We start from the raw sequence: 26061 nt of genomic DNA, 5'->3' as shown, positions 1-26061 counted from the left end.
TCCATGCGAACCTTCACGCGGGAGCGGCACTTCAGTCAAGAGACCTAACAGTTAGATTTCCTAAGTGTCCCAAGGCAATCCGGCTCCTGATCGAAAGTGGGCGGACGGATCAGCCTGGTCGGCGCAGTTGCGCGTCGCCGGCGGCCGCCGCCCGGCGGGGGCGCACCGGCTCGTCGCGGAAATCGGGCTCCGGCCTGCCGTCGACCCGCCGGTCGGCCTCGGCGAGCGAGTCCTCGCCCACGAAATACCCCGGCCGGGCCTGGATGCCACGGTAGATCCGGCCCACGTACTCCCCCAGCAGGCCCAGACAGATGAGCTGGCAGGCGCCGAGGAACAACACCACCAGCGAGAGCGAGGTCCAACCCGGCACGACGGCACCCTGGAAGTAGGCCACGAGCACCTTCACCGCGGCGATGACGCAGGCCACGGCCCCGAGCACGCCCAGCCAGATGCCCAGCCGCAGCGGAGCCGCGGTGAAGCTGATGACGCTGTCGACCGTCAGGTTGATCATCTTGGCGAGCGGGTACTTGCTGGTCCCCGCGGCCCGCTTCTCCCGGGTGTAGACGACCTGCCCGCTGGGGAAGCCCAGCCACGGCACCAGCAGGCGGTAGACGGGCGCCTGCTCGGGCAGGCTGCACAACGCGTCCACCATGGCCCGGCTGAGCAGCCGGAAGTCACCGGCGCCCGAGGGCATCCGGTTGCCGACGATGCGGCGCATCAGCCGGTAGTACAGGTCGGCCGTGCCGCGTTTGAAGGCGGTGTCGCTGGCCCGGTCGCCGCGTACGCCGTAGACGATGTCCAGGCTCTGCGCCTCGGCGAGGCCCAGCATCTCGGCGATGACCTCGGGCGGATCCTGCAGGTCGGCGTCGAGGGTGACCACGTGGTCGCCGCGCGAGCGGTGCAGGCCGGCGGTGAGCGCAGCCTGGTGCCCGCTGTTGCGGCGCAGCCGGACCAGCCGCAGCTCGGGCCACTTCGCCCGCATCAGCGTCACCATGGCGGCGGTGGCGTCGCGGCTGCCGTCGTCGACGGCGACCACCTCGTAGGTCCGGCCCAGCCCGTCGAGCACCGGGCGCAGCCGGCTCACGAGCAGGGGCAGGACCGCCTCCTCGTTGTACATCGGGATGACGACGGACAGTCTCGGCACGGCCATGACGAAACGATAACCACCGAAGTGCCGAACGGCTGAGTCCCCGCGGGGCTGTCTCAGATGGAGAAGTCGGGATTGTTCTTGATGATCGAGAAGGTCGCCCCCTGCGGGTCCTTCAGAATGGCGAACCGTCCGGCGAGCGAATCCTCGGGTGGCATGACCTTGGTCGCGCCCAGTTCCAGGGCCTTGGCGTACGCCGCGTCGCAGTCGTCCACCGCGAAGTACACCGACCAGTGCGACGGCATCGGGCCCCAGGCGGCGTCGATCGGCAGCGCGCCCGCCACCGCCCGCCCCTCGGCCTCCAGCAGGGTGTAGGTCATGCCCTCCGCCATCGACACGTCGCGCATGCTCACCCCGAAGACCTCCTGGTAGAACACCTTGGCCGCGTCGATGTCGGAGGTCATCAGCTCGTTCCAGGTGACGCTGCCCGGCTCGTTCGCCAGCTCGAACCCGGAGAACGCCAGCGGCTGCCACGCCGAGAAGAAGGCGCCCTCGGGGTCCTGGAAGACCGCCATCCGACCCTGGCCCATCACGTCCATCGGCGGCACGATCACGGTGCCGCCGTGCTCGGCGACCTTCGCCATGATGTCGTCGGCGTCCATCGCGGCGAAGTACGTGGTCCACGAGCTGCCCCGGCCGGCGTCGGTAGCGGGCCCCAGTCCGGCGACCTGCCGGCCGTCCTTGCGGAACATCCGGTAGCCGCCCGCGTCCGGGCCGAGGTCCTCGTCGGTCCAGCCGAACAGCCGCTCGTAGAAGGCCACCGAGCCGTCGAGGTCCGTAGTGCCCAGATCGACCCAGCTCGGAGTGCCCTGCTCATACTTTGCCGCCATGCCGACATCCTTACTCCGCGCGCGCGGGAAGACCTCGGCATCGCCGAAATTCCGCTCAAAGAGCAAATCAGCCGCGAAAGCGTTCGATCTTCATGTTCCGGCTCCCGGCACGGTGGTACAGCTCGAAGGCAGCGGCGGCGGAGTTCCGCAACCGGCAGCCCGCCCAAGGCCGCTCCTGAAAGACTGGCCACAGTGTGCCGCGTACCCATCGGGGCGGCATTTCTGCTGGTGGTGAGCCTGCGTTCGGCCCTGCCGGCGCGGCCGGAACGAGAGGAACATCGATGCCCACCAAGTCGCCCGCCAAGTCCGCCGCGACCCGCGGCAGCCAGCCCATGCTGCACCAGAACGGGGTGCAGATCCAGGAATTCGGCACCGTACGCCAGCTCCCGGTGGGCCTGTCCCATGACGCCCGGATGTACTCGTGCGAGCGGCTCAACCAGTGCCTCGCCGACTCCCAGATCCTCTACAGCCTTTACAAGAAGCACCACTGGCTGATGCGCGGCCCGACGTTCTACCAACTGCACCTGCTGCTGGACAAGCACGCGGGCGAGCAGCTGGAACTCATCGACACCATCGCCGAGCGGGTGCAGACCCTCGGCGGCGTGGCCATCGGCGACCCGCGCCACGTCGCGGAGATCACCGTCATCAAGCGCCCGCCGGACGGCGTCGAGGAGGTGCCCGCAATGATCTCCCGCCTGCTGGAGGCGCACGAGGCCATCCTGATCGCCGCGCACGACGCCGCCAAGCGCGCGGACGAGATGGGCGACGACGGCACGAACGACCTGCTCGTCTCCGACGTGATCCGCACCGGCGAGCTGCAGACCTGGTTCCTCGCCGAGCACCTGGTGGACACCCCGCTGGTCGAGTCCTGACCCGCACCTTCGGCTCGGTAAGCCGTCGCCCGGCGATCGCCGCGGACCGGCCTCGGCCCGCGGCAGGTCCGCGTCGGCCGAGGCCGGTCCTGGCTGCCCGTTGCTTGCTCGGCGGATCGGGCGGTTCCGGTCAGGCAGCGATGTACGTCGCCGTCGGCCCCAGGTCGGGCTGCTCGCGTAGCTCGACCACCGGCTGGACCGGCTCCCCGTCGAGGTCGAGCACGACGATCTCGTTGTCGCCCTCGCACAGCAGCGGCCACGGCACGTAGAGGGTGACCTGCGGACCCTTCTCCCAGTAACGGCCCAGGTTGAAGCCGTTGACCCAGACGTAGCCCTTGTGCCAGCCGGGCAGCGCGAGGAACGCGTCGCGTACCTCGTCGACGCGCAGCACGCCGCGGTGGAACACCGGCCCGGCCGCGCCGGTCGCCCGCCCCCACGGCAGCACCGAGACGTCGTCCAGCGGCACCGGGTCGATCTCGTACCCGTGCAGGAACTGCTGGCCGTGGAAGACCCCGCCCACGATGCCCTTGCGCTCCCCCACCAGCGGGCCGTAGTTGACCCGGCCCATCGCCTCCACGACGAGTGTCACGTCGGCACCGTCGCCGTCGACCGGCACCGGCAGCCCGACCGGGCCGTTGCGGTCGAGCACCCCGGCGGGCGATCCGTCCACCAGCACCAGCGCCCGGTCGTGCAGCCCTTTGACGCGCAGCTGGTGGCCGGTCCGCGGCCCGGGAATCCGGGTGCGGTAGACGGCCAGCCCGTACGCCTGGCCCAGCTCCTCCAGGGTCTTCGGGACGGCGCTGTGCACGGTGCCGGTGGACAGCACGTCCAGGCAGTCCAGCAGCGACAGGCGCTGGGGCAGCTCGACCCGGCCTGCGGGCAGCGTCGCGGCCTGCTCCGACGGCGGATCGGGCAGTTCCACGCCCCGCCCGAGCACCTCCCGGAACGCCCAGTACTTCGGCGTCAGCGCCCCGTGCTCGCTCAGCGGCGCGTCGTAGTCGTAGGACGTCACGTCGGGCAGGTACACGTCGTCGAGAAACTCGCCGACCGCGTTGGCCCCGGCCAGGAAGCCGAAGTTGGTGCCGCCGTGCGCCATGTAGAGGTTGACCGACGCCCCCGCGTCCACCATCTCGGCCAGCGTCGCCGCCGCCTCCGCCGCGGGCCGCACGTGGTGGTCCTTGCCGTGGTGGTCGAACCAGCCGTTCCAGTACTCCATGCAGAACGACGGCCAGCGCCGCAGCGCGGACATCTCGGCGAAGCGCTCGGCCGGGCGGCTGCCGAAGTTGGCCGTGGCGTAGACGTCGTCGAGCGTGCCCCCGGTGACCATCAGATCGGTCGGGCCGTCGGAGGTGAACAGCGGCACCTCGATGCCCCGGGCGCGCAGACCGTCGGCGAGATGGCGCAGATAGCGGCGGTCCGAGCCGTACGAGCCGTACTCGTTCTCGACCTGGACCATCAGCACGTTGCCGCCCCGCGTCACCTGGTGCTCCACCAGGTGCGGGACGAGCCGGTCGAAGAACCGGTCGACCGGTTCGAGGAACCGGGGGTCGTGGCAGCGCAGCGGGATCTCCTCGGTGGCCCGCAGCCAGGCGGGCAGCCCCCCGTTGTCCCACTCCGCACAGATGTACGGGCCCGGCCGCACGATCGCGTACAGCCCCGCCTCCGCCGCCTCGGCCAGGAAGCGCCCCAGGTCGATCCGGCCGCCGAAGTCGAACTCGCCCGGCCGCGGCTCGTGCAGGTTCCACGGCACGTAGGTCTCGATCGTGTTCAGGCCCATCGCCCGCAGCTTGCGCAGCCGGTCGCCCCACTGCTCGGGCAGCACCCGGAAGTAGTGGATCGCCCCGGAGAGCACCTGGAACGGTTTGCCGTCGAGCTCTAGGGCGTCCGGCGTGACACTGAAGACGGGCATGGTCGCGGAGTCTAGACCAACGGAAAGCGCTTTCACCAGTCCCGACCAGATATCAGTGGAGCTGCTTGTCAGCGATCCAGTAATCGATTACTCCATCAGGGACAAAGCCGGACGGCTCCCGTCCGCACTGCGGCGATCGGGAGCCGTCCGGTCCAGGATGCGCTCGGTCAGGCGCGGCCGGCGATGCCGCCCTCGTCGAGCAGGCGGATCGCCTCGTCTGCGGCCGCGGCGTCGACCAGGATCTGGTAGCGGTCGGCCTGCATCGCCGACACCGAGGAGAAGTCGCGGCGGCCGCCGGTGAGCGCGTGCCCGGCCAGGCCGAACAACCCGCCCGCGACCGCGCCGAACCCGGCGCCGTAGAGGATGAGCAGCAGCAGCGAGATCAGCGGCGTGACCCAGTTGAAGAAGCCGAACAGCCAGGCGAACAGCGCACCGAGCAGGGCTCCGCTCACCGCGCCGTGCGCGGCGGCACGCCACGTCGTCATCCGACCGGTGACCTGCTCGACCAGGCTGAGCCCGCGACCGGCGATCGCGGTGCGCTCGACCGGGAACCCGTTGTCGGACAGGTGGTCGACGGCCCGCTCCGCCTCGGCGTAGGTGTCGTAGGTCGCGACGACGACCTGTCCGGCGGCGCGGCTGTCCGCGACCCATTCGGTCTGTGTCATGGGAGCCTTTCCTCAGTACGGCTGACGTTGCCAGGCGGATACCCGCCGCACGTCCTCGCCAACCGCCTTCGTCCGCACCGGACTTTCGCCGTCAGCGGACAGCGGGCCGGGTGCCGGGGGCGAAGCGGAACTGGATCGTTTCCATCAGCGAGCGGCGGCGGGTGTTGTGGAAGGCGGCGACCCGCCAGCCGTCGGGTTCGCGTACCAGCGTGTAGGTCTGGATCTTCGAGAGCGCGGGGCGGCGTCGTCCTTTGTAGGTGTCGCCGCGGCCGACGACCACCGCGGTGTCCGGGCCGAGGAACGTGGTGGCGATCGTCTCTCCGGCCAGCCGGGTGCCCTTGGTGAACGCCTGGAACAGCGCGCGGTGGCTTTCGGTGATGTCCTCGCGCCCCCGATACACGGTGCCGACGAAGGTCACGTAGCTGGCGTCGGCGGTGAAGGCGCGGCCGAAGGCATCGGCGTCGGCGGCCTCCCAGGCGTGCGCGAGCGACGCCAGTAGCCGCTCGATCGCCACCAGGTCGGCGGTGCGGTCGGGGTGGTTCACATGTTCCTCCCTGGTCGGCCGGGCCTAGCATGGGCTCCGGACACGCAGAAACTGCAGGCGTGCAATATCTGCACTCATGCAGAGATTAGCGCAGAGGGAGCCGCCACGCCATGGCCGACGCCACGCCGCCCGCCGGGATGCCGCAGGGAGCACACGAGACGTTCCGGCGCTACCTCGACGCGATGACCGCGCACGCCCAGGCCGCCGCCGACGCGGCCGGCATGCACCCCACCGACTGGGCCGCGCTGAGCACGCTGAACCTCGCCGGGCGGCTTACCTCCGGCGAGCTGGCCGAGCGCACCGGGCTGACCACAGGCGCGACCACCCGGCTCATCGACCGGCTGGAACGCGCCGGGCACGTACGCCGCATCGCCGACCCCGCCGACCGCCGCCGGGTGCTGGTCGAGCCCGTGCCGAAGCTGGACGTGGACACCATCGTCGGCCCGGCAAGGCAGCGGCTCGGCGAGGTGTTCCAGGGCTACCGGCCCGAGGAACTGGCGGTGCTGTTCGACTACTTCTCGCGTGCCGCAGATGCGCTGCTCACCGCCACCCGCGAGGTCCGCGCCGACACCGCCCGCCGCACGGACCGCCGCTGACCAGCCGACCTCGACCGAAATATCTGGATGTGACAATGCACTGACAGGTGTGACGCCGGAACACTCGGGACACAGGGTGGGACATGAACGTGCGTCGGGTACGGGTCGGTTGCGAGTTCGTCTATCAGTCCGCCGTGGACACCCCGGCCGTGCTGCAGATCGAGCCCAGGGGAACCGGGCCGGTCTCGGTCATCGCCCGCGCCTGGTCGCTGGAGCCACAGCTCAACGTGCGCAGCTACGTCGACCTGTACGACAATCCCTGCACCCGGCTGGTGCTGCCCGCCGGCCGGTGCACGGTGCGCTACGAGGCGACGGCGCTGGTGCCCGACGCCACCGAGGACACCGCAGGCAACGCACCGCAACGCCTGCCCGACGAGCTGCCCGACGACGTGCTGATCTTCACCCTGCCCAGCCGCTTCTGCCTGCCCGACATGCTCGGCGACGAGGCCTGGTCGCGGTTCGGCGCCCTCCCGGCCGACCACATGCGGGTGCAGGCGATCTGCGACTACGTCAACGGACACCTGACGTTCGGGTACGGCACCAGCGACGCGCGTTCGACCGCTGCCGACGTCAACGCCTCGGGTTTCGGGGTGTGCCGCGACTTCACCCACCTGGCCATCTCGTTCTGCCGGGCGCTGAACATCCCGGCCCGCTACGTGTTCGGCTACCTGCCCGACCTCGACGTGCCCCCAGACCCGGCACCGATGGACTTCGCGGCCTGGATGGAAGTGTGGCTCGGCGACCGGTGGTGGACGTTCGATCCGCGCAACAACCGTCCACGCAAGGGCCGGATCCTGATCGGGCGCGGCCGCGACGCCTCCGACGTGGCGATGGTGACCACCTTCGGCGCGCCCATGCTCGAGTCGATGACGGTCACGGCCGCCGAGGACCCGAACGGGTGACGCCCTGGGCCAAGCCCGTGAGCGATCCATCCACGCCGCCAACCTAGGCTTCTTCCGCATCCGCAGCCAGTATTTTCCGCGTTTGCAGCTTTTGAATTCCGCGTTCCAGCAGTGCTGTGTCCGTGTCTGCCGCCGTCGCCCTCGCCGGACTAGATGACGCCCTTGAGCAGTTGGCGGGCCATGACGATGCGCTGGACCTGGTTGGTGCCCTCGTAGATCTGGGTGATCTTGGCGTCGCGCATCATGCGCTCCAGCGGGAAGTCCTTGGTGTAGCCGTAGCCGCCGAGCAGCTGGACCGCGTCGGTGGTGACGGCCATGGCCACGTCGGAGGCGAAGCACTTGGCGGCCGCACCGAAGTAGGTGAGGTCGGCGTCGCCGCGCTCGGAGCGGGCCGCGGCGGCGTAGGTGAGCTCGCGGGCGGCGGTGAGCTTCATGCCCATGTCGGCGAGCATGAACTGCACGCCCTGGAAGTCCGCGATGGGCTTGCCGAACTGGCGGCGCTCCTTGACGTAGTCCAGGGCCGCGTCCAGCGCGCCCTGCGCGATGCCGAGCGCCTGCGCGGCGATGGTGACCCGGGTGTGGTCCAGGGTGCGCATGGCGGTGGCGAAGCCGGTGCCGGGCTCGCCGATCATCCGGTCGGCGGGGATGCGCACGTTGTCGAGGTACACCTCGCGGGTGGGCGAGCCCTTGATGCCGAGCTTCTTCTCGGGCGCGCCGAAGCTGACGCCCGGGTCGGACTTCTCGACCACGAAGGCGGAGATGCCCTTGGCGCCGATGCCGGGCTCGGTGACGGCGAAGACGGTGTAGTACTCGCTGACGCCGGCGTTGGTGATCCAGCGCTTCACGCCGTTGAGAATATAGTGATCTTCGTCACGAACTGCCCGGGTTGTCATGGCCGCCGCGTCGCTGCCGGCCTCGGGCTCGGAGAGGCAGTACGAGAACATGCCCTCACCGGAGGCGACCTTCGGCAGGTAGCGCTGCTTGAGCTCGGCCGAGCCGGCCAGCAGCAGCGGCATGGTGCCCAGCTTGTTCACGGCCGGGATCAGCGAGGACGAGGCGCAGGCGCGGGCGACCTCCTCGATGACGATCGCGGTGGCGAGCGCGTCCGCGCCCGCGCCGCCGTACTCCTCGGGGATGTGCGGGGCGTGGAAGTCCGAGGCTCGCAGCGCATCGAAGCTGGCCTGCGGGAACTCGCTCGTTTCGTCCGCTTCGGCGGCGTTCGGGGCGACCTTGGCGTCGCAGACCTCACGCACCGCGTCGCGGATCGCCACGTGCTCCTCGGAGAGCTGATACAGCGCGAACACCCGAGACCTCCTCTGAACCGGCTTTCATATGGGGCGTACCGGTCGGTAGCTTAACGCTCGATCAGCCGAGCTCGTCCAGCGCCTGCCGGTAAACTTTCTTTGGGGTGGTCTAGGGCGTAGGCTCTTCAACTGCTCAAACCTGATACCCCCACCCCTTGCGGATCAAGGAGACGAGAAGCGTGACGCTCCCGTACGCGAGCCAGCCTGCCCCGGTCACCCCGCCGTCAGGCGCCGCCCGGCCCCGACTGACCTTCATCGGCACCGGTTACCTGGGAGCCACCTACGCCATCTGCTACGCCGAACTCGGTTACGAGGTCATCGGGTTCGACGTGGACGTCGACAAGATCGAGAAGCTGGGCAAGGGCGAGGTGCCCTTCCACGAGCCCGGGCTCGACGAGATGCTGCGCCGCAACCTGGCCGCCGGGCGGCTGCGCTTCACCACGTCGTACCAGGAGACGGCCGACTTCGGTGACGTGCACTTCATCTGCGTGGGCACCCCGCAGCGCGCCAGCGGCCTGGGCGCCGACCTGACCTACGTCGAGGCGTCGGTCAGCAACCTGGCCCAGCACCTCAGCCGCAAGGCCCTGATCGTCGGCAAGTCCACCGTGCCGGTGGGCACCGCCGAGTGGGTCGAGCAGCTGGTCGCCAAGCACGCCCGCCCGGAGCTGGCGGTCGAGGTCGCCTGGAGCCCCGAGTTCCTGCAGGAGGGCTTCGCCGTCGACGACGTCATGCGGCCCAACCGCATCGTCGTGGCCACCAAGACCGAGTGGTCGAACTCACTGCTGCACGCCGCCCACAAGGGCGTCTTCGACCTGGCCGCCACCGAGGACCGCGAGGTGCCGGTGGTCTCCACCGACTTCGCCACCGCCGAGCTGGTCAAGGTCGCCGCGAACTCCTTCCTGGCCACCAAGATCTCCTTCATCAACGCGATGGCCGAGGTCTGCGAGGTCGCCGGCGGTGACATCACCCAGCTGGCCCGCGCACTCGGCTACGACCCGCGCATCGGCAACCGCTTCCTGCAGTCGGGCGTCGGCTTCGGCGGCGGCTGCCTGCCCAAGGACATCCGCGCCTTCCAGGCCCGCGCCCAGGAGCTGGGCGCCGGCGAGGCGCTGCGCTTCCTGCACGAGGTCGACCTGATCAACCTGCGCCGCCGTCAGCGGGTGCTCAACCTCGCCGCCGGCCTGCTCGGCCGCAAGTTCGGCCCGGCCGGCCCGGACCTGTCCGGCGCACGGATCGCCGTGCTCGGCGCGACCTTCAAGCCCAACTCCGACGACGTACGCGACGCGCCGGCGCTCGCCGTGGCGGGCATGCTGTCCCGCGCCGGTGCCGCGGTGCACGTGTACGACCCGCAGGGCATGGAGAACGCGAAGCGGGCGCTGCCCGAGGTCGAGTACGCCAAGTCGATGGTGGACGCCGTCACCGACGCCGACCTGGTCTGCGTGCTCACCGAGTGGGCCGAGTTCCGCAACGCCGACCCGGTGGCGCTGGGCGAGGTCGCCGCCACCAAGCTGGTCGTCGACGGGCGCAACTGCCTCGACGCGACCGCCTGGAAGTCCGCGGGCTGGACGCTGCGCGCGCTGGGCCGCCCGACGGTCTGACCGCACCACGTGAGAAGGGCCCATCCGCATATCGCGGGTGGGCCCTTTCGCATGCGTGACGCGCCGCGCGTCCCGTCGAGCCACTAGCTGACTGAAATGGGGCTTTTCAAAGGTCACTCCTATTAGGCATGCTGCTGCTGAGTGGATCCATACGCCGCGTCGTCTCCGCTAGTGGCTCGTCCCTGCGGTCCGCCTGGACGGCGGACCACCGAGGACTCCCCACCAGCGGCCGGTGACGTGCCGGGAGTCGGAGGTAGCCATGGCTGCGGCCACCAGCACGTGCTCGATGTGTGGCCGGGAACGTGACCCCTCCGTGCGCTGCCCGCACTGCGGCAACACCCCTGAGCAGCTCGCGGCCGAGGTGAACCGGCTCAACAAGGCCATCGCCGACATGAACGCCGAGGACCTGCGCCTGTCCGGCGAGCGCAAGAAGCTGAGCAGCAAGCTCCAGGCGGCGCTGTACCAGCGCGACATCCTCGCCCACGCCGAGGCGCAGCGGCAGAAGAAGGCCGCGCCCAAGCAGCGCCGCTGGCTCCCCCGCCCACCCGGCGCGCAGGCTCCCGGCACACAGAGCTCCCCGCGCCCTCCTGGCGCGCAGGACCCGGGCACACCGACTTCCGGCACCGCCGCTGGCGATCCCGGCGTGCCGCGGCAGGCGCCCACGGTGCCCCGCGACCGCACGACACGACCGGACGGCACCGTGCGGCGGGACGGCGGCCCCCGGGTCGCGCCGCTGCCCGAGCCGCCGCCGGAGGCGTCCGCGCGCTCGGTGCAGAACATCATGCTCGCGCTGGGTTCGCTGCTGCTCGGCATCGCCGCGGTGGTGTTCGCCGCCGTCGCGCTGAGCAACGTCGCCCCCGGCATCCGCCTCACCGTGCTGGCGCTGGCCACCGCCCTGCTGCTCGGCATCGCGCCGAGCCTGGTCCGGGGCGGCCTGTCGGCGACCGCCGAGGCGCTGGCCGCGGTCGGTCTGGCCCTGCTGCCGGTCGACGGATACCTGCTGGCGCAGCTGAGCCTGATCGACACGTCGCTGGCGGTCGTCGCCGGGCTGGTCTTCGCCGCCACCGCCGCGATCGCGTACCTCTACCACCGGGCCACCGGCCTGACCATCCCGCGGTACGGGGTGGTGATCGCCATCCAGCCGGTGTTGCCGCTGCTGGTGTACGACCTGATCAACGGTCCGGCCGGCTGGGCCGTGGTGCTGACCGTGGTCGCCGCGCAGAACGCCGTGCTCGCCCGCGCCGTCGAGCTGGCCAACGCCCCCGCCCGCTCCGGCCCGCCCCCGCGCCTGGCCACCCCGGCTTCCGCGGGCGCGGGCGCGCAGACCACGACGTCAGGTGCACCGACCGCGGCGGCCGATCCCGACGCCTCGGGCGACGGCGCGCCGACCGTGGCCCGGCCCGCGACCGCCCGGACCGCCGGGCTGCCGGAGGGCATCGCCACCTTCATGCGACGGCCCGAGACCGCCGCCACGGCGACCCGGCGCTCCGCGTTCTGGCTGCGCGAACTGGCCTGGGTGCTGCACGGGCTGGCCATCGCCGCCGCCACCGTGTACGCCGTGGCCGCCCTGCTCACCGCCGACACCGTGCCGTCGGTGCTGCGCGCCTCGGCGACGCTGCTGCTGGCGGTCGGGGTGGCGCTGGTCGGTGCGCTGATGCTGCGCCGGGCACCGCTGAACGAACTCGCCGCCGGGGCCATGGTGCTGGCCGTCATCGGCTCCGCGGCCCGGGTCGCCGTGGTCGCCCTGCCCGACCGGGCGCTGCTGGTCATCGCCGCCGCCGTGGCGATCACCGGCCTGGGCGTACGGGCCATCCCGGAGGCGACCCGGCGCGGCCCGCAATTGGCGTCCACCCTCGCGCTGATCGTGATCAGCCTGTTCACCGCGGGCAGCGCGCTGCGCGCGGCGCTCGCTCCGGTCGCCGCGGCGTGGCCGTTCGGCAGCGCCGACGTGACCGGGTTCGCCGCCGAGATCGCGCAGCGGGCCGGGCACCCCGGCTGGCCGCTGGTCGCCACGATCGCCCTGCTCACCATCGCGGCCGCGCTGGCGCTGCCGGTCGCCTGGCGGCACGAGACCGTCGTGGCGGGCGCGGCGCTCACCGCGCTGGCCGCACCGGCCTCACTGGGGCTGGACTGGGTGGCCACCCAGTGGCTGCTGGCCGCCGCCGCGATCGCGATGCTGGCCGCCGGGATCGGCGTCGCTGGGATCGGCTCCGCCGAGGGCGCGCCCTGGGCCGCCGGCACCCCGCGCGCGGCCCGCGCCCACCTGGTCGCCTCGTTCCTGGTCGGCGCCACCGCGGTCGGTGTCGCGCTGGCGCACACCTGGTCCACCGCCGGGCTGATGGTGGCGTACACCCTGGCGGGTGTGCTGCTCGCGGCGGCGCAGCGGGTGCTGCCCGCGCCCCCGGCCACCGGGCTGCTCGGCGACGCCGCGGCCGGGGCTGCCGCGTTCGCCGCGCCGGTCGCGGTCGGCACCGGGGTGCTCACCGTCTTCCCGGCGGCCGGGGAGCAGGTCGCGCTCGCCGCCTCGTTCCTCGCCTGTGCCGCGACCCTGGCCCTGGTCGCGGCCCGCCTGGTCGCGCACCGCCGCATCGGCACCCCGCTCTCGCTCGGCGCCGGCCTGGGCGCGCTGGCCGTGGCCGGGGCGGCGTTCGGCACCGCCGGGGCGGGCGTGCTCGATGCCGGGCTGGGCGCACTGTTGCTGGTCTCAGCGATCCTGCTGGCCCTGGCTCCGTCCATCGACTCAGGCCGCCGGGCCGACCGCGCCCTCGACGGCGCGGACTTCGCCGCCGCGGCGGTCACCACCGCGCTGATCGCCGCCCTGGCCCGGGTGGCGCACCTGGTCGCCCCGTCGTACTGGCTGGTGCTGTCGGCGCTGCTGGTGCTCGCGGTGGGCGTCGCCGTCCGGCTGCTCCCGCAGGAGCTGCGCCGCGGACCCGTCGCCGGCAGCGCGATGGCCGGCGGCATCCTCGTGCTCATCGCGGGCTACCCGGCGCTGGCCGGCGGGATCAAGGCACTCGCCCTGCCCGGCGAGCTGTGGGCCGCCAACCTGGCCCCCGTCGGCGGCGGGGTGGAGTTCGGCTGGCAGGCCCCTGCGGCGCTGGTGGTGCTCGCCGTGGCCGCGGCTGTGGTGCTGCCTCCGCCGCGCAGCCACCAGGCGGCCGCGGTCGCCGCGATCCTCGCCACCGTCGGGGCCCCGGCCGCGCTGGGTTGGCCCTGGTGGGCGCCGATCGTGCTGGGACTGACCATCGCCACCGGGTACGCCCTGGCGGCGGCCGTGGCCGAGGACGCCCGCGCCGGATACACCCGCCTCGCCGTGGCCACCGCGGTCGCGCTGCACGCGCTCGGCGCGAGCCTGGTGCGCCCGTGGACCACCGCTGCGGCGCTCGGCATGATCGCCCTCGTCGGGGCCGCGCTCGTGCTGATGGCCGTGCTGATGACCCAGCAGGCCGAGCAGGCCGGTGCGCGGCCGCCCGCGCACCTGGACGTGCTCGGCGGGGCGGGCGTGCTCGCCGTGCTGCTGGCCGGCCCGGCAGCGCTGGCCGCGTTCGCCGCGAGCGCCGGCAAGGAGCCCGACGTACTGCTCACCGCCGCCCTCGGCGGCACCAGCATCGGGCTGGCGGCGCTGGCCGCGGCGCGCCGGCCCGCCGCGCCCTACCTCGGCTGGGGCACCGTCGGCGTGGCCGTCTCCGGCACGCTGATCGCTCTGCTCGCGCTCGCGAACGGACATCCCGCCGGGGTGTACGCCGCCGCGGCGGTGCTGCTCGTGGTGCTCGCCGAACTACTCCGCACCACCACCCGCGACCAGCTCGGCCTCACCCCCGAACGGGTTGCCGTGCCGATCCCGCGCCGGGTGCCGAAGGAGGGCCCGCAGCGCTGGCGCGTCGGGTTCGACTCCCGCCAGGAGCTGATCGAGCGCAGCCGGCGCTTCCCGTCGTACCCCGGCGCGATGGCGGCCGCCGCAGCCGCCGCACCGGCCTTCATCGCCCTCGCCTCGCTGGCCCCCGCGCTGCATACCGCGCTGGTCCGCCCGTACGACAGCCTGAACGCGATCTGGCAGGGCCCGCCCGCGGCCACCACGGTCGCCGCGGACGTCGCCGCGGTACTGACCGCGGTGCTGCTCACCGTCGCCGCGGGCATCGCCGCGGTCGGCTTCGGCGGCGGCCCCACCCGGGCCGTCTCCGTCGTGGTGCCCGGCGCGGCGGTGACGCTGCTGATCGCCCCAGCCGGCCTCGGGCTGGCCTGGCCGGCGAGCGTACTGGCGGGGCTGGGCGTGTTCACGGTCTGCATGCTCAGCGTCGCGCTCACCGAGCCGCCGTCCGGCGAGGACGTCGACCGCCCGGTCCGCGCCGCCCGCGTCGCGGTGCTGCTGCTGGGCCTCATCGCGGGCGGCGCGGGCCTGGCCGGAGCGCTGGCCACCCCGGGGCTGACCATCTTCACGTTCGGCGGCGCGGTCGCCGTCGGGGCCGTGGCCGCGCTCGGCGGCAAGAGCCAGCGCGCCCGCATCCTGGGCTGGCTCGGCGCGGCGCTGGCCGCGCAGCTGTTCGTGCTGACCGTCAGCCTGCGTATCGGCGCCAAGCCGGAATGGGCGGCGTTCGGCGTGCTGGGCGTCGGCGCGATCCTGATCGTCGGCGCGGCGCTGCACCCGCGATTCACCCGCCCCGAGGCGTTGCGTGAGGCCAGCGCGGTCGAGTGGGCCGGCTACACCGCCGGAGTGATCGCCCTGGCCCTGGCCGTACGTGCTCCATCGCAGGTCGCGGCGCTACTCGTCGGCTGGGGCGCGGTGCTCGGCATCGCGGCGACCCGGGCAGGCCGACCCACCGGGCAGCGCCGGGTGCTGTTCTGGGCCGCCGCGGGCAGCGAGATCGCCGCCTGGTGGCTCATCATGCGCAGCGCCGACATCGCGCTGCCGGAGGCGTACACGCTGCCGTTCGCCCTGCTCGCGCTCGCGGTCGGGCTGCTCGAACTGCGGCAGCGCCCACAGCTGGGCAGCTGGGCCGCGTACGGGCCGGCGCTGATCGCGGGCTTCGGGCCGACCGTGGTGGTCGTGCTGGTCACCGACACCAACCCGATCCGCGAGGTCGGCCTGCTGGTCGCGGCCATCCTCACCCTGGTGATCGGCTCCCGGTACGGCCAGCAGGCCCCCGTGGCGATCGGCGCGACCGTGACCGTCATCGCCGCCCTGCACGCCCTGACCCTGGTCGGCACCACCTGGCTCGGCGTCCTCGTCGGCGGCATCGTCCTGATCGTCCTCGGCGCCAACTCCGAACGCCGCCGCCGCGCCGCCGACCGCTACAAACAATTCCGCTGACCTGGCCCTGCGCTCCACTGCGGCCGCGCGGTCCGGGCTCGCCGTCCGGGCTCGCGGTCCGGGCTCGCCGTCCGGGCTCGCGGTCCGGGCTCGCCGTCCGGGCTCGCGGTCCGGGCGGGCGGGCGGTCCGGGCGCGCGGTGCACCATGATCATCGGACTTGCCAGGCACTTGTGCGTATCAGCGGTCAAGATACGCACAGGTGCCTGGCAAGTTCAGCGATCAACGGCCGCGAGCGGTCCGGCGATCTTGATCGCGCCGGCTTCGGAGGCACCGCCCGGCGAAATGCGCCGATGGCCCCAATCGTCACGCCGGTGCGAGCGGCAGCCGCCGACCCGTCAGGTCATGATCTGTTTTTGTGGACGCTGGGTGCTGTCATAGCGGCGTCCAGCGTCCACAAAAACAGATCATGGGACGGGTGAGCGGTGAACCGCGAGCGATATGGGCGGTTTGCGAAAGGGACCGGTCAGAGGGTGGCCTGGAGGGCGGCGTCCTTCTGGGCGACGAGTTCGGTGAGGCTGTGGGCGTAGTCGGTGAGCTTGGCGCGCAGGGTGGCGTCGTGCGCGCCGAGGATGCGGGCCGCGAGCAGGCCCGCGTTGCGGCCGCCCGCGATCGACACGGTGGCGACCGGGATGCCCGCGGGCATCTGCACGATGGACATCAGCGAGTCCATGCCGTCGAGGTACTTCAGCGGCACCGGCACGCCGATCACCGGCAGCGGTGTCACGCTGGCGACCATGCCGGGCAGGTGAGCCGCGCCGCCCGCGCCCGCGATGATGACCTTGATGCCGCGGTCCGCGGCGGTCTGCCCATAGTCGATCATGAGCTGCGGCGTACGGTGCGCGGACACGACCCGGACCTCATAAGACACGCCGAACTCGGCCAACGCCTCGGCGGCAGGCTTCATCACGGGCCAGTCCGAGTCGGAACCCATGATGATCCCGACCAGTGGCGCGGGAGTCTGCTCGCTCATGCCGAAACTCCGCTTCGCTGTGTCCCGGCGTGGAAGCCGGGCCCCATGATTCGCTCGCTGCGCTCGCTCATGCTTCAAGAGCCTTTCCGTAGGTCAGCCAGTGGCCGGCGCGGGCCGCGCGGGCGCGGCAGTCGGCCAGGTCGTCGCCGAGCGCGGTGACGTGCCCGATCTTGCGGCCGGGCCGGGTCTGCTTGCCGTACAGGTGCACCTTCACGCCCGGCTCGGCGGCCATCAGGTGGTGCAGCCGCTCGTCGATCGACATGCCGCCCTCGGGGCCGCCGAGCACGTTGGCCATGACGACGGCGGGCGCGGCGAGCGACGTGTCGCCCATCGGGTAGTCCAGAACCGCCCGCAGGTGCTGCTCGAACTGGGAGGTGCGCGCGCCCTCGATGGTCCAGTGCCCGGAGTTGTGCGGCCGCATGGCCAGCTCGTTGACGACGAGCCGCGGCGCGTCGCCCGGGACGCGCGGGGCGACCTCGAACAGCTCGACGGCCAGCAGGCCGACCACGCCCAGCTCGTTGGCGATGCGGATGGCCAGCTCCTGAGCCCCGAGCGCGACGTCCTCGGGCAGGTCCGGGGCGGGGGCGAGCACCTCGACGCAGATGCCGTCCTGCTGCACCGTCTCGACCACCGGGTACACCGCGACCTGCCCGTACGGCGAGCGGGCGACCTGCACGGCGAGCTCGCGGCGCAGCTCGACCTTCTCCTCGACGATCAGTTCGGCCCCGCTGGCCAGCAGGTCGATGATCTCCTCGACGTCGTTGACGACGAAAACGCCGCGGCCGTCGTATCCCCCGCGGGCCGTCTTCACGACCGCGGGCAGCCCGAACTCGACCAGTTCCGCGGCCGAGGCGATCGGCGCCCAGCGCGGCACCGGTGCGCCCAGCTCCGACAGCCGGCGGCGCATCAGGTGCTTGTCCTGGGCGAACTGCAGCGCGTCGGCCCCCGGGAAGACCTTGTGGCCCGCCGCGACCAGGGCGCGGATGTGCTCGCCGGGCACATGCTCGTGGTCGAAGGTGACCACGTCGCACGACTTGGCGAAGGTGCGCAGCGCGTCCAGGTCGGTGTGGCTGCCCAGTTGGACGTCGGCCGCGACCAGGGCCGCGGACTCGTCGACGTCGTTGGCCAGCACCCGCAGGGACTGGCCGAGGGCGATCGCCGCCTGGTGGGTCATACGGGCGAGCTGGCCGCCGCCGATCATGCCGACGACGGGGAGGCCGGTGCGAGTGTCCATCGGCAAGGAGTCTAATCAGCGCCGACGTGCCGAAGCCTTCGCGCCCTTACGCCCAGTGGACTGCGCCACGCGGCGCGGCGCGGCGAGCGCCAGCACCAGCGGAGTGCGCTCGTCGCCCTGGCCGAAGGGGTTGCGCTCGCACAGCCGCTCCAGCAGCCCGGCGGGCGGCTCACCGGGCTGTGACCAGCCCAGCAGACGCATGCCGCCGTCTCCCGCGCCGACGACGGCGCAGCCGGCCAGCATGGCGTACACGTCGTCGGGCAGCGTCTTGCGCAGCGCCGCGACGATCTGCTCGGCGACCCGGTCGGCGTCGCGGGGCGGCGGCACCACGGCCAGGTGCGCGGGCGGGCAGGCCTGCTCGCGGGGCGGGCAGACGGAGCGGACCAGCGGCCCGGCGAAACGCTCGGCCCAGGCGCGGCGGCCCAGCCGGGCGCTCAGCACCGCCAGCCCGAGCCGGACCGGGCCGCCGTGGTCGAGCGCCACCTGCATGCTCCACGGGTCGGCCAGCCCGACGGCGGGCCCGGCGAGCCGGACCAGCGCGCGGGCGTACGAGCCGGGCTCGATCTCCCAGATTGCCCGGGACAGGCCCTGGGCCACGGCGACCGGCTTCGCGGCGACGAGCAGGTGCCAGGGGCGGCGCAGCGCCTGTCGGGCGGACTTGTCGGCGCCGTGCGCGAACTCGGCGACGTACCAGGCGAACTTGTCGGCGATGCGGTCACCGGCCGTGATGGGCTCGGTGACCACGGCGTGGGTGGTCCAGTCCTGCCCCGCCGCGGCGATCACGACCGGTCCGGGCGCGGGGCGGGCCACGGGCACGTCGGGGGTGCGTTCGTACGGCGCGAGGACCGTGGTCAGCCAGCGCTCGAGCAGGTAACGACGCCACAACCGGGCCACGTCGGCCTCGTGCGCGGTCGGCAGGTGCTGCATGACGGCGAGCCCGTCGTGGTCGGTCGCGCCGTGGCGCGGATACAGCAGCGCGCTGATCATCTCGGCGCGCAGCCTCAGCAGGATCTCCCGCAGCGGCGGCTCCAGCGACGCGGCGGCGGGGGCGGCCCCGGCGGCCCGCAACGACACCGGCGGCAGGGTGCGCTCGGCGAGCCCGCGCAGCTCGGCCCGCAGCGCCTCGTCGGTGGTCTCCAGGTCCCGGTACGGGAACCGCAGCGCGACGCCGTAGCGGCTGGCGACCCGGTCGGCCAGGCGCGGCAGGTGGCCGACCGGTCCGCTCCAGCCGCCCGCGCCCAGCAGCGCGTCGATCTCGCCCCCGGTCGCCCGCGCCACCGCCCAGGCGAGGTACGAGGACAGGTCGGGCATGGGCTCGCCGACGTCGGCGAGGAACCCGTCGACGTCGATCTCGTCGGCGAAGAACGGCAGCGCCCGGTGCCGCACGCTGGCGTCGGGCAGCGGGCCGAGCAGCGCCGAGGCGTACGCGGACGAGTCCGCCGGCAGCCCCGGGAAGTTCACCGAGTACACGGGCAGCCCGCGGGGCTCGGCGCGCTCGGACAGCGCCGCGCCGAGCACCGCCGCGCCGGGCAGGCCGGGGCCGAGCAGCACGCCGAGCCGCCCTTCGCCGACCGCGCCGAGCAGCGCCATCCGACCGGTGATCGGGTGGCCCCGGTGCCGGACCGGCGGGTGCGCGCGGACCACCCAGCCGTCGGTGTGCCCGGCGGAGATCTCGACGACCTGGTGCGGCAGCACCCGGCGGATGCCGTCGAAGAAGGTGGCCGCGCCCTCGTCGCAGCTGCCGACGGCCAGGAACCGGGCGACGGTCTCCGGGTCGGGCCGGGCGGGCACCCCCGCGGCCAGCAGTGCGGCGGGCTCGCTGGCGACCAGCACCGCGCCGCGGCAGCGGGCGTAGTAGAGCGGCGGGCCGTCGCCGTTGCGGGCCAGCACGAGACCATCCGGATCGGCCATGATCAGCGTGTACGGGTCGGCCCCGCCGACCAGGCCCAGCGGCCCCCGCTCGGCGTACCGGTGGGCCAGGGTGCTCAGCTCGACGATGCCGTCGACGATCAGAGTGGTGACGTCCAGCCGGTGCACGATCGGCATCGCGGCGCGGACCAGGAGTTTCGCGGAGCCGCAGACGCCGCGGGCCTCCTCGGAGCCGCGCGGTGCGAGCGCGCGGGACAGTGCGGTGAGCGTGTCGGTGGATTTGCGATCGGAGCCGAAGCTCAGCAGAGCGGCGAGACCGGCCACGCGACCATCTCCTCAGGGAAGGCTGAGCGACGGTGGCGTCGCACTGCGGAGCAGCGGGCACGCCACGGTCGTCGGGGGAAGCCTCAGCCTAGCCAGGATTGTCCGTTTGGCCGCTCATATCGTGCTATCAGCCGAGAATTGTCGCCAGTTCGACAGTTGTCGTCACCGGACGGTCGCAGACGAACCCCCGGCAGACGTACGCCGTGGGCTGGTCACCGACCATCGTCCGGCCCGCCAGCAGCGGCACTCCCGGCGCGTCCGGGTGACCCGCCACGATCACCGCTCCGGGTGGTGCGTGTTCGATCGCGGTCAGCAGCAGCGGGTCGGTCTCCGGGTCGGTGGTCGCGATCGCGATCTCGTACGGCCCCGACAGCAGCGCCTCCGCCCCCGCGGCGGCGTACCCGGCGAACCGGGGGTGCCGGGCCAGCAGCGGCACGACCGTGGACAGCGCCCGCTCGGCCATCTCCCGCCAGCGCGGCTCGCCGCTCAGCGCCGCGTAGCTCAGCAGCGCGTTGACCAGCGACGACAGCCCCGACGGGGTGGCGTTGTCGGTCGGGTCCGCGGGCCGGATCACCAGCTGCTCCGCGTCGTCGGCGGTGTCGTGGAAGCCGCCCTGCCCGTCCCGGAAGCGCTCGGCCGCCGTGTCGAGCAGCGCACCGGCCGCCTCCAGCCAGCGGCCGTCGCCGGTGACCTGGTGCAGCGCGCAGAACGCCTCGGCCACGCAGCCGTAGTCCTCCAGCACGCCCGCCGGCTGCCCGACCGCCCCATCCCGCGACACCCGCCGCAGCCGCCCTCCGCTGGTGGCCCGTCCCTGCGGCCCGCCTGGACGGCGGACCGCCGAGGACTCCCCACCAGCGTCCACGACGTGCGTGGACAGCAGCAGCTCGCCCGCCTCCAGCGCGATCGCGCGGAAGTCCACGTTCTCCACGTCGGCCAGGTCGCCGACCTCGGTGTAGTTGCGCCAGAACTCGCACAGCGCGGTGACCGCCAGTCCGTTCCAGGCTGCGACCACCTTGTCGTCGCGCATCGGCTGCGGCCGCTCCCGGCGCGCCGCCATCATCAGCCCGCGCACCCGCTCCCAGCGCTGCTGCACGTCCGGCGCGACGTCGTCGATGTCGCGCTTGAGCACCAGCACCGACGTGCCGTGCTCGAACGTGCCGGCCCCGGTCACCCCGAACAGGTCCGCCGCGAACGCGGCGTCGTCGGCGCCCAGCACCTCGGTCAGCTGCGCCGGGGTCCACGAATACGTGGTGCCCTCCACGCCGTCGGTGTCGGCGTCCAGCGCCGAGGCGAACCCGCCCTCGGCCGTCTGCAGGTCGTTGACCAGGAACATCGCCGTCTCGGTCGCGATGCGCTGGGCCAGCGGGTCGGCGGTCAGCCGCCAGATCTCGTTGTAGACGCGCAGCAGCAGCGCGTTGTCGTACAGCATCTTCTCGAAGTGCGGCACGGTCCACGTCGCGTCCACCGCGTACCGGTGGAAACCGCCGCCGAGCTGGTCGTAGATGCCGCCGCGGGCCATCGCCTCGCCGGTGTGCCGCACCAGCTCCAGCGCGTCGGCGTCCTTGGCCCGCTGGTGGTGGCGCAGCAGGAACAGCATCAGCATGTGCGGCGGGAACTTCGGCGCCCCACCGAAGCCGCCCCGCACGCTGTCGTAGTCGGCGCGCAGCCGCTCCACCGCGTGGTCCAGCAGCTCCTTGGTGATCTCGCCGCCGCCCTCGATCGGGTTGCGCGCGATCGCCTCGACCACCGCCTCGCCCTGCTCCAGCACCTGCGTGCGCTGGTCGCGCCAGGCCTCGGTGACCGCCTCGAGCAGCCGCGTGAACTGCACCTTCGGGTAGTAGGTGCCGCACAGGAAGGGCTTGCCGTCGGGTGCGGCGAACACCGTCATCGGCCAGCCGCCCTGCCCGGTCATCGCCTGCGTCGCCGACATGTAGACCGCGTCCACGTCGGGGCGCTCCTCGCGGTCCACCTTGATCGCCACGAAGTTCTCGTTGATGACGTCGCCGACGACCGCGTCCTCGAACGATTCGTGCGCCATCACGTGGCACCAGTGGCACGCGGCGTATCCGACGGAGATCAGCACCGGCACGTCCCGGCGCTTGGCCTCCTCGAACGCCTCGTCACACCACGGCCACCAGTGCACCGGGTTGTCGGCGTGCTGCAGCAGGTATGGCGAGGTCGCGTCCCCGAGTCGGTTCACACGTCCCACCCTCTCACAACGCCCTGCACCGTGCCCCGGTGCCCCTTTTGTCGCCACTGACCACCGCGTCGCGAATCCCGTGCGCCAGTTTCAGGGAAAGTGCACGATCGCCGCCCGCGATAGGCACAGATTCCCCGAAACTGCACCTCACCGACCTTGGTCCGCACCCCGAAGTCCCGGTCGACGGGGGGTCTCGGTGAGGCGGGCGGCGCGCTCGTATACCGCGTTACCGCCGGTGGCGACCGTGTGATGAGGTCGCAGGCATGACTGGGGCGACCTTCCAGGACACGCAGACAGCACTGACCGCCGCGCAGCTGGCTGCGCTCGCGTACCTGACCGATGTCGCGGCACGGCATCGGCACCGCGCCCTGGAACGACTCGGCGAGGTGCCGGACCTGGCCGAACTCCTGGCGGCCGTGGCCGCGCACGGACGGGTCACCCTGAACTTCCATCCCGACCGGCTGCTGGCCGACGGGCGCACGGTCGCCGCGTCGATGGCCGCCGACGGCCGCTACCGGAGCCAGTTCGAGACCGGCGTCTCCAACGGCAGCCGTACCGCCTTCCTGACCGGCGACCGCGACCGCTGGGAGGAGTCGCTGTTCGGCGGGGCGTACCAGGGCCCCAGCGTGCCGCCCGCGGAGCGCCCGCTCTACGGCGGCCTGAACCTGCTCGGCCACCCGGACGGCGCATGCCCCCGCTTCGGCTCCTGCCACGTGCGGCTGCGCCCGTCGGTGAACGCGCGCTGCACGGTCACCGTGGGCGACAGCCACCTCGGCCCCGCCGACGTCGGCACGCTCGCCGCCTTCGAACCCGTGCTGGCCGGGCTCGTCGAGCAGGCCTGCGAGACCGGCGTTACACTCGGCCGCCCCGATGTCGACCCGCTCACCGTGCTGCGCGGACTCACCGAAGCGGCCGCAGCGGATGACCATGGCCGCGCCCTGGACGACTATCTCGAAGTGCAGGTCCACGGCCCGGTGGACCTCGCCGTGGACGCCGAAGCGCTCGTGCTCGACCCCAGCTTCCGCGGCACGCCGTCCGGCGATCTGCTCACCGGTCTCGCCGCCCGGCTCGGCATCGACCTGGAGTGGCACGCCGGGTTCGAGCTGACGGCCGCCGAGGTGGGACCGGACTTCCGCGGCCCGGCGATCCCGCCGCTGGCCGCGGAGGTCTGCGCGCGGTACGCGGGCCCGCGCGGCACGTTCGACGCCGAGCTCGTCGGCCGCGCCGCCGCCGACATGCTCTGCCGCCCGGAGTCCTGGTCCACCTGGGGCACGCCCGACGAGCTTCTGCAGTACGTCAAGCAGCTCTGGCACACCCTCGTCCACGCCGGCCGCCCGTTCACTGGTCGCTGACACCGCACCGCTGACAGCGGTGGGGAGCGTTCGGACACGGACCTCCGGTGGCCGCGATCCTCCCGAGATCGCGACCACCGGAGGGCGGCGACGTGACGTCAGCGGCCGGACTTCATGGCGGCCAGGCGGGACTCGATCTCCTGGTCACGCGACGAGGCGGACAGCTCCTCGAACTGGGCGTCCAGGCTGGAGGCCTGCAACTCCTCGTGCCCCTTGAGCCGGGCCTCCTCGCGGCGCACCATCTCCTCGAAGCGGCTGATCTCGGTGGTCGGATCGAGCGTGTTGATGCTGTTGACCGAGGCCTGCACCCGGCCCCGCGCCTCGGTGACCTTGGCCCGGCCGACCAGCTCGTCGCGCTTGCGGCGCAGCTCGTCGAGCTTGCCCCGCATCTGCGTGACACCCTGCTTGAGCTGGTCGGTGACCTGCGTCTGCTCGGCGATCATCGGGCCGAAGCTCTTCACGTCGTTCTCGTACGCGATCTGCTTGCCGATCGCGATCCGGGCCAGGTTGTCGAACTTGTCCGCGTCGGCGGGATTGGCCGCGCGCACCTTGTCTGCCTTCGCACTGGCCGCCTGCGCCTTGGTCTGCCACTCGGCGGCGTTCTTCGTCGCCTCCGCCGAATCGGCCTCCAGCAGGCGCAGGTTGGCGATGGTCTGCGCCACGGCGTTCTCCGCCTCGCTGATGTTCGCCGTGTAGTCGCGCACCATCTGGTCGAGCATCTGCTGCGGATCCTCCACGTCGTCGAGGATGGCGTGGATGTTGGCGCGGGCCATCTGGGTGATGCGCCCGAGGATCGACTGTGCCGCCATGGTCAATTTCCCCCTGTCATTGCTTCTCTGGTCTCATCCACGTGCTGGGGCCGCCGAACCGGCCCTGGACCGGCGGCGCCCCGGGGGTCGTCGCGCCGCCGTCGGACTGGCCGCCCTCGCTGGTGAGGCCGATGCGGAAGCCGCCCATGCCGCCCCCGCCGAGCACGCTGTCGAGCAGGATGCCGCCGAGGACGGCCCCGCCCATCCCTCCCGCCGCCGCCGTGCCGAAGCCGCCCGGACCGCCGATGATCACGCGGCCGCCGGCGGGCTGACCGCCGTAGCCGGACGGGAACGACCAGCGTTCGATGTCGTCGCGGGCCGAGTCCATGGCCTGCGCGGCGAGGTCGTGCGCGCGCTCCGCGGCGGCCAGCGCGGCGACCGGGTCGCCGCCGCTCTCGGCGCGGTCCAGCAACGCGTGTGCTTCGGACAGCCGGGCGCGGGCGGTCGTGCCGACCGCGCCGCGGCGCGTGGTGAGGTAACCGGTCGCGGAGTCCACCGCCGCGCGGGCCGCGTGCAGCGCCTGGTCGAGCTGGCGGCGGGCCTGCTCGGTGCGGTTGGCCGCGTCGCGTACGCCGCCCATGGCCTCGGCCAGTCCGGACGCGGCGCCCTCCAGCCGGCGCATCATGCCCAGCGGGTCGGTCCGCGGGTTGGCCAGTTGCGTGCGGACGTCCCCGGCGACCTGGTCCGCGCGGGCCACCGCGGCCGCCAGGTTCATCTGGTCCGCGCCGCCCGCCCCGCCCGCGGCCTGCATGGCGGCCTTGCCCGCGGCGACCTCGCCCTGCATCTCGTCCAGCAGCCGGGTCACGTTCTGCCCGGCCGTGTCCAGGTCGGCAGCGGACTTGCCGAGCGCGTCCAGCAGGCTGCCCGCCTGGCCGACCGCCTGCTCGGCGCCGCGCAGCGCGAGCGCCGCCTTGCCCCGGTCGCCCGCGGCGAGCCCGGTGGCGGACTGTCGCAGTTGCTCGTCAGCAAAGTCGAGCCGGGCGACGGCCTCGCTAACGTTGCCGGCCACCGGGATGAGCGCGCCGTCGGTGTAGCGGTCGGTGAGCCGGGTGAGCGTGGCCTGCGCCCCGGGGAGCCGGTCGCGCAGTTCGCCGGCGCGGGCCAGCAGCGACTGGCCGAGCTCCTCGGCGTTGGCACCCATCGCGCGCAGCTTCTCGAACGCGTCCGCCTCGGCGTCCAGCCGCCGGTCCACCGCGCCGCAGCGGTCGACGATCTCTCGCAGCAGTTGCCGCCGGGTCGTGTCGTCCTCCGGGATCTCGTCGTCGAGCTGGTGCCGGATGCGGAACGCCGCAGACAGATCCTCCTTTGCGGAGGCGACCGCGGTGGCGAACGTCGTCACGGCCGCGGCACCGTACTGGGCGGTGGCGAAGCCGAGTTCCTGCTCACTGGTGCGCACCGCGTTGTCCACGGCCACCAGCTGTCCGTTGGCGTACGTGGACAGCTGGGTGGTGCTGTACGCGGCGAACGGATCGACCGGGCCCGCCTGGTGCGGGGCGGCCTTCGCCGTCCCCTGGTCACGCTTCCTCCGCCGCCCGATCATCGTCAGCGCCAGAACCACGCCCAGCACGATGATCGCGAGGCAGCACAGGACCGAGAAGAGATCGACCTCAGTGGTCTGCACCGGCAC

The 26061-nt window shown here is 72.7% G+C and carries 18 protein-coding genes; 6 read left to right on the top strand and 12 right to left on the bottom strand.

What is annotated here, in order from left to right:
• Positions 1-109: 109 nt before the first annotated feature.
• Both FLL47_RS19415 and FLL47_RS19410 read right to left on the bottom strand, forming a co-directional pair.
• Positions 110-1150 carry a glycosyltransferase family 2 protein gene (locus tag FLL47_RS19415; RefSeq protein WP_144121928.1) on the bottom strand — a complete coding sequence of 347 codons (1041 nt, stop codon included), beginning with the start codon at positions 1148-1150 and terminating at the stop codon, positions 110-112.
• 53 nt (positions 1151-1203) lie between these two features.
• Complete coding sequence (locus FLL47_RS19410; RefSeq protein WP_144121927.1) at positions 1204-1977, bottom strand: VOC family protein; 774 nt, start codon at positions 1975-1977, stop codon at positions 1204-1206.
• A 281-nt stretch (positions 1978-2258) separates the two neighbouring features.
• Between FLL47_RS19410 and FLL47_RS19405 the strand changes: the two genes are divergently transcribed.
• Positions 2259-2849 carry a Dps family protein gene (locus FLL47_RS19405; protein WP_144121926.1) on the top strand — a complete coding sequence of 197 codons (591 nt, stop codon included), beginning with the start codon at positions 2259-2261 and terminating at the stop codon, positions 2847-2849.
• Between the two features lie 130 nt (positions 2850-2979).
• Here FLL47_RS19405 and FLL47_RS19400 read toward each other — a convergent pair whose 3' ends face one another.
• From FLL47_RS19400 to FLL47_RS19390, 3 genes are all read right to left on the bottom strand, one after another.
• Positions 2980-4758 (bottom strand): glycoside hydrolase family 35 protein, encoded by a 1779-nt coding sequence (locus FLL47_RS19400; RefSeq protein WP_144121925.1) that lies wholly within the window; start codon positions 4756-4758, stop codon positions 2980-2982.
• A gap of 167 nt (positions 4759-4925) precedes the next feature.
• The gene (locus FLL47_RS19395; protein ID WP_144121924.1) at positions 4926-5423 is read right to left on the bottom strand and encodes a YflT domain-containing protein; all 498 of its coding nucleotides are present in this window, start codon (positions 5421-5423) and stop codon (positions 4926-4928) included.
• Positions 5424-5514: 91 nt separating this feature from the next.
• Positions 5515-5967, bottom strand: coding sequence for an SgcJ/EcaC family oxidoreductase (locus FLL47_RS19390; RefSeq protein ID WP_144121923.1), 453 nt, complete (start codon positions 5965-5967; stop codon positions 5515-5517).
• A gap of 110 nt (positions 5968-6077) precedes the next feature.
• Between FLL47_RS19390 and FLL47_RS19385 the strand changes: the two genes are divergently transcribed.
• Together FLL47_RS19385 and FLL47_RS19380 are read left to right on the top strand one after the other, a co-directional pair.
• Entirely contained in the window at positions 6078-6563 is a 486-nt protein-coding gene (locus FLL47_RS19385; RefSeq protein WP_246158232.1) for a MarR family winged helix-turn-helix transcriptional regulator, read from the top strand.
• 83 nt (positions 6564-6646) lie between these two features.
• Entirely contained in the window at positions 6647-7465 is an 819-nt protein-coding gene (locus FLL47_RS19380) for a transglutaminase-like domain-containing protein (protein WP_144121922.1), read from the top strand.
• A gap of 149 nt (positions 7466-7614) precedes the next feature.
• On the opposite strand, the gene FLL47_RS19375 is transcribed toward FLL47_RS19380, so the two are convergent.
• Positions 7615-8769, bottom strand: a complete 1155-nt coding sequence (locus tag FLL47_RS19375; RefSeq protein ID WP_144121921.1) for an acyl-CoA dehydrogenase family protein — start codon at positions 8767-8769, stop codon at positions 7615-7617.
• A gap of 245 nt (positions 8770-9014) precedes the next feature.
• Between FLL47_RS19375 and FLL47_RS19370 the strand changes: the two genes are divergently transcribed.
• Positions 9015-10367, top strand: a complete 1353-nt coding sequence (locus FLL47_RS19370) for a UDP-glucose dehydrogenase family protein (protein ID WP_425457731.1) — start codon at positions 9015-9017, stop codon at positions 10365-10367.
• 259 nt (positions 10368-10626) lie between these two features.
• Positions 10627-15675 (top strand): SCO7613 C-terminal domain-containing membrane protein, encoded by a 5049-nt coding sequence (locus tag FLL47_RS19365; RefSeq protein ID WP_144121919.1) that lies wholly within the window; start codon positions 10627-10629, stop codon positions 15673-15675.
• 464 nt (positions 15676-16139) lie between these two features.
• Here FLL47_RS19365 and purE read toward each other — a convergent pair whose 3' ends face one another.
• The 4 genes from purE to FLL47_RS19345 all read right to left on the bottom strand — a co-directional run bounded on the left by purE (position 16140) and on the right by FLL47_RS19345 (position 22273).
• A complete protein-coding gene (purE, locus tag FLL47_RS19360) occupies positions 16140-16646 on the bottom strand; it encodes a 5-(carboxyamino)imidazole ribonucleotide mutase (protein ID WP_144121918.1) in 507 nt (168 codons plus the stop codon).
• A gap of 67 nt (positions 16647-16713) precedes the next feature.
• The gene (locus FLL47_RS19355) at positions 16714-17880 is read right to left on the bottom strand and encodes a 5-(carboxyamino)imidazole ribonucleotide synthase (RefSeq protein ID WP_144121917.1); all 1167 of its coding nucleotides are present in this window, start codon (positions 17878-17880) and stop codon (positions 16714-16716) included.
• A 15-nt stretch (positions 17881-17895) separates the two neighbouring features.
• Entirely contained in the window at positions 17896-20073 is a 2178-nt protein-coding gene (locus FLL47_RS19350; RefSeq protein WP_144121916.1) for a hypothetical protein, read from the bottom strand.
• A gap of 127 nt (positions 20074-20200) precedes the next feature.
• Positions 20201-22273, bottom strand: a complete 2073-nt coding sequence (locus tag FLL47_RS19345) for a thioredoxin domain-containing protein (protein ID WP_144121915.1) — start codon at positions 22271-22273, stop codon at positions 20201-20203.
• Positions 22274-22536: 263 nt separating this feature from the next.
• On the opposite strand from FLL47_RS19345, the gene FLL47_RS19340 reads away from it, so the two are divergent.
• Positions 22537-23625: a DUF3626 domain-containing protein gene (locus tag FLL47_RS19340; RefSeq protein ID WP_144121914.1), complete on the top strand. Its 1089-nt coding sequence runs from the start codon at positions 22537-22539 to the stop codon at positions 23623-23625.
• 98 nt (positions 23626-23723) lie between these two features.
• Here FLL47_RS19340 and FLL47_RS19335 read toward each other — a convergent pair whose 3' ends face one another.
• Both FLL47_RS19335 and FLL47_RS19330 read right to left on the bottom strand, forming a co-directional pair.
• A complete protein-coding gene (locus FLL47_RS19335) occupies positions 23724-24434 on the bottom strand; it encodes a PspA/IM30 family protein (protein ID WP_144121913.1) in 711 nt (236 codons plus the stop codon).
• Positions 24435-24450: 16 nt separating this feature from the next.
• Entirely contained in the window at positions 24451-26061 is a 1611-nt protein-coding gene (locus FLL47_RS19330; protein ID WP_144121912.1) for a TPM domain-containing protein, read from the bottom strand.

Source organism: Catellatospora sichuanensis (genome assembly GCF_007483665.1).
GTDB classification, from domain to species: domain Bacteria; phylum Actinomycetota; class Actinomycetes; order Mycobacteriales; family Micromonosporaceae; genus Catellatospora; species Catellatospora sichuanensis.
The sequence above is the reverse complement of the archived record's forward strand: the minus strand, read 5'-3'. Positions and strand labels throughout refer to the sequence as shown.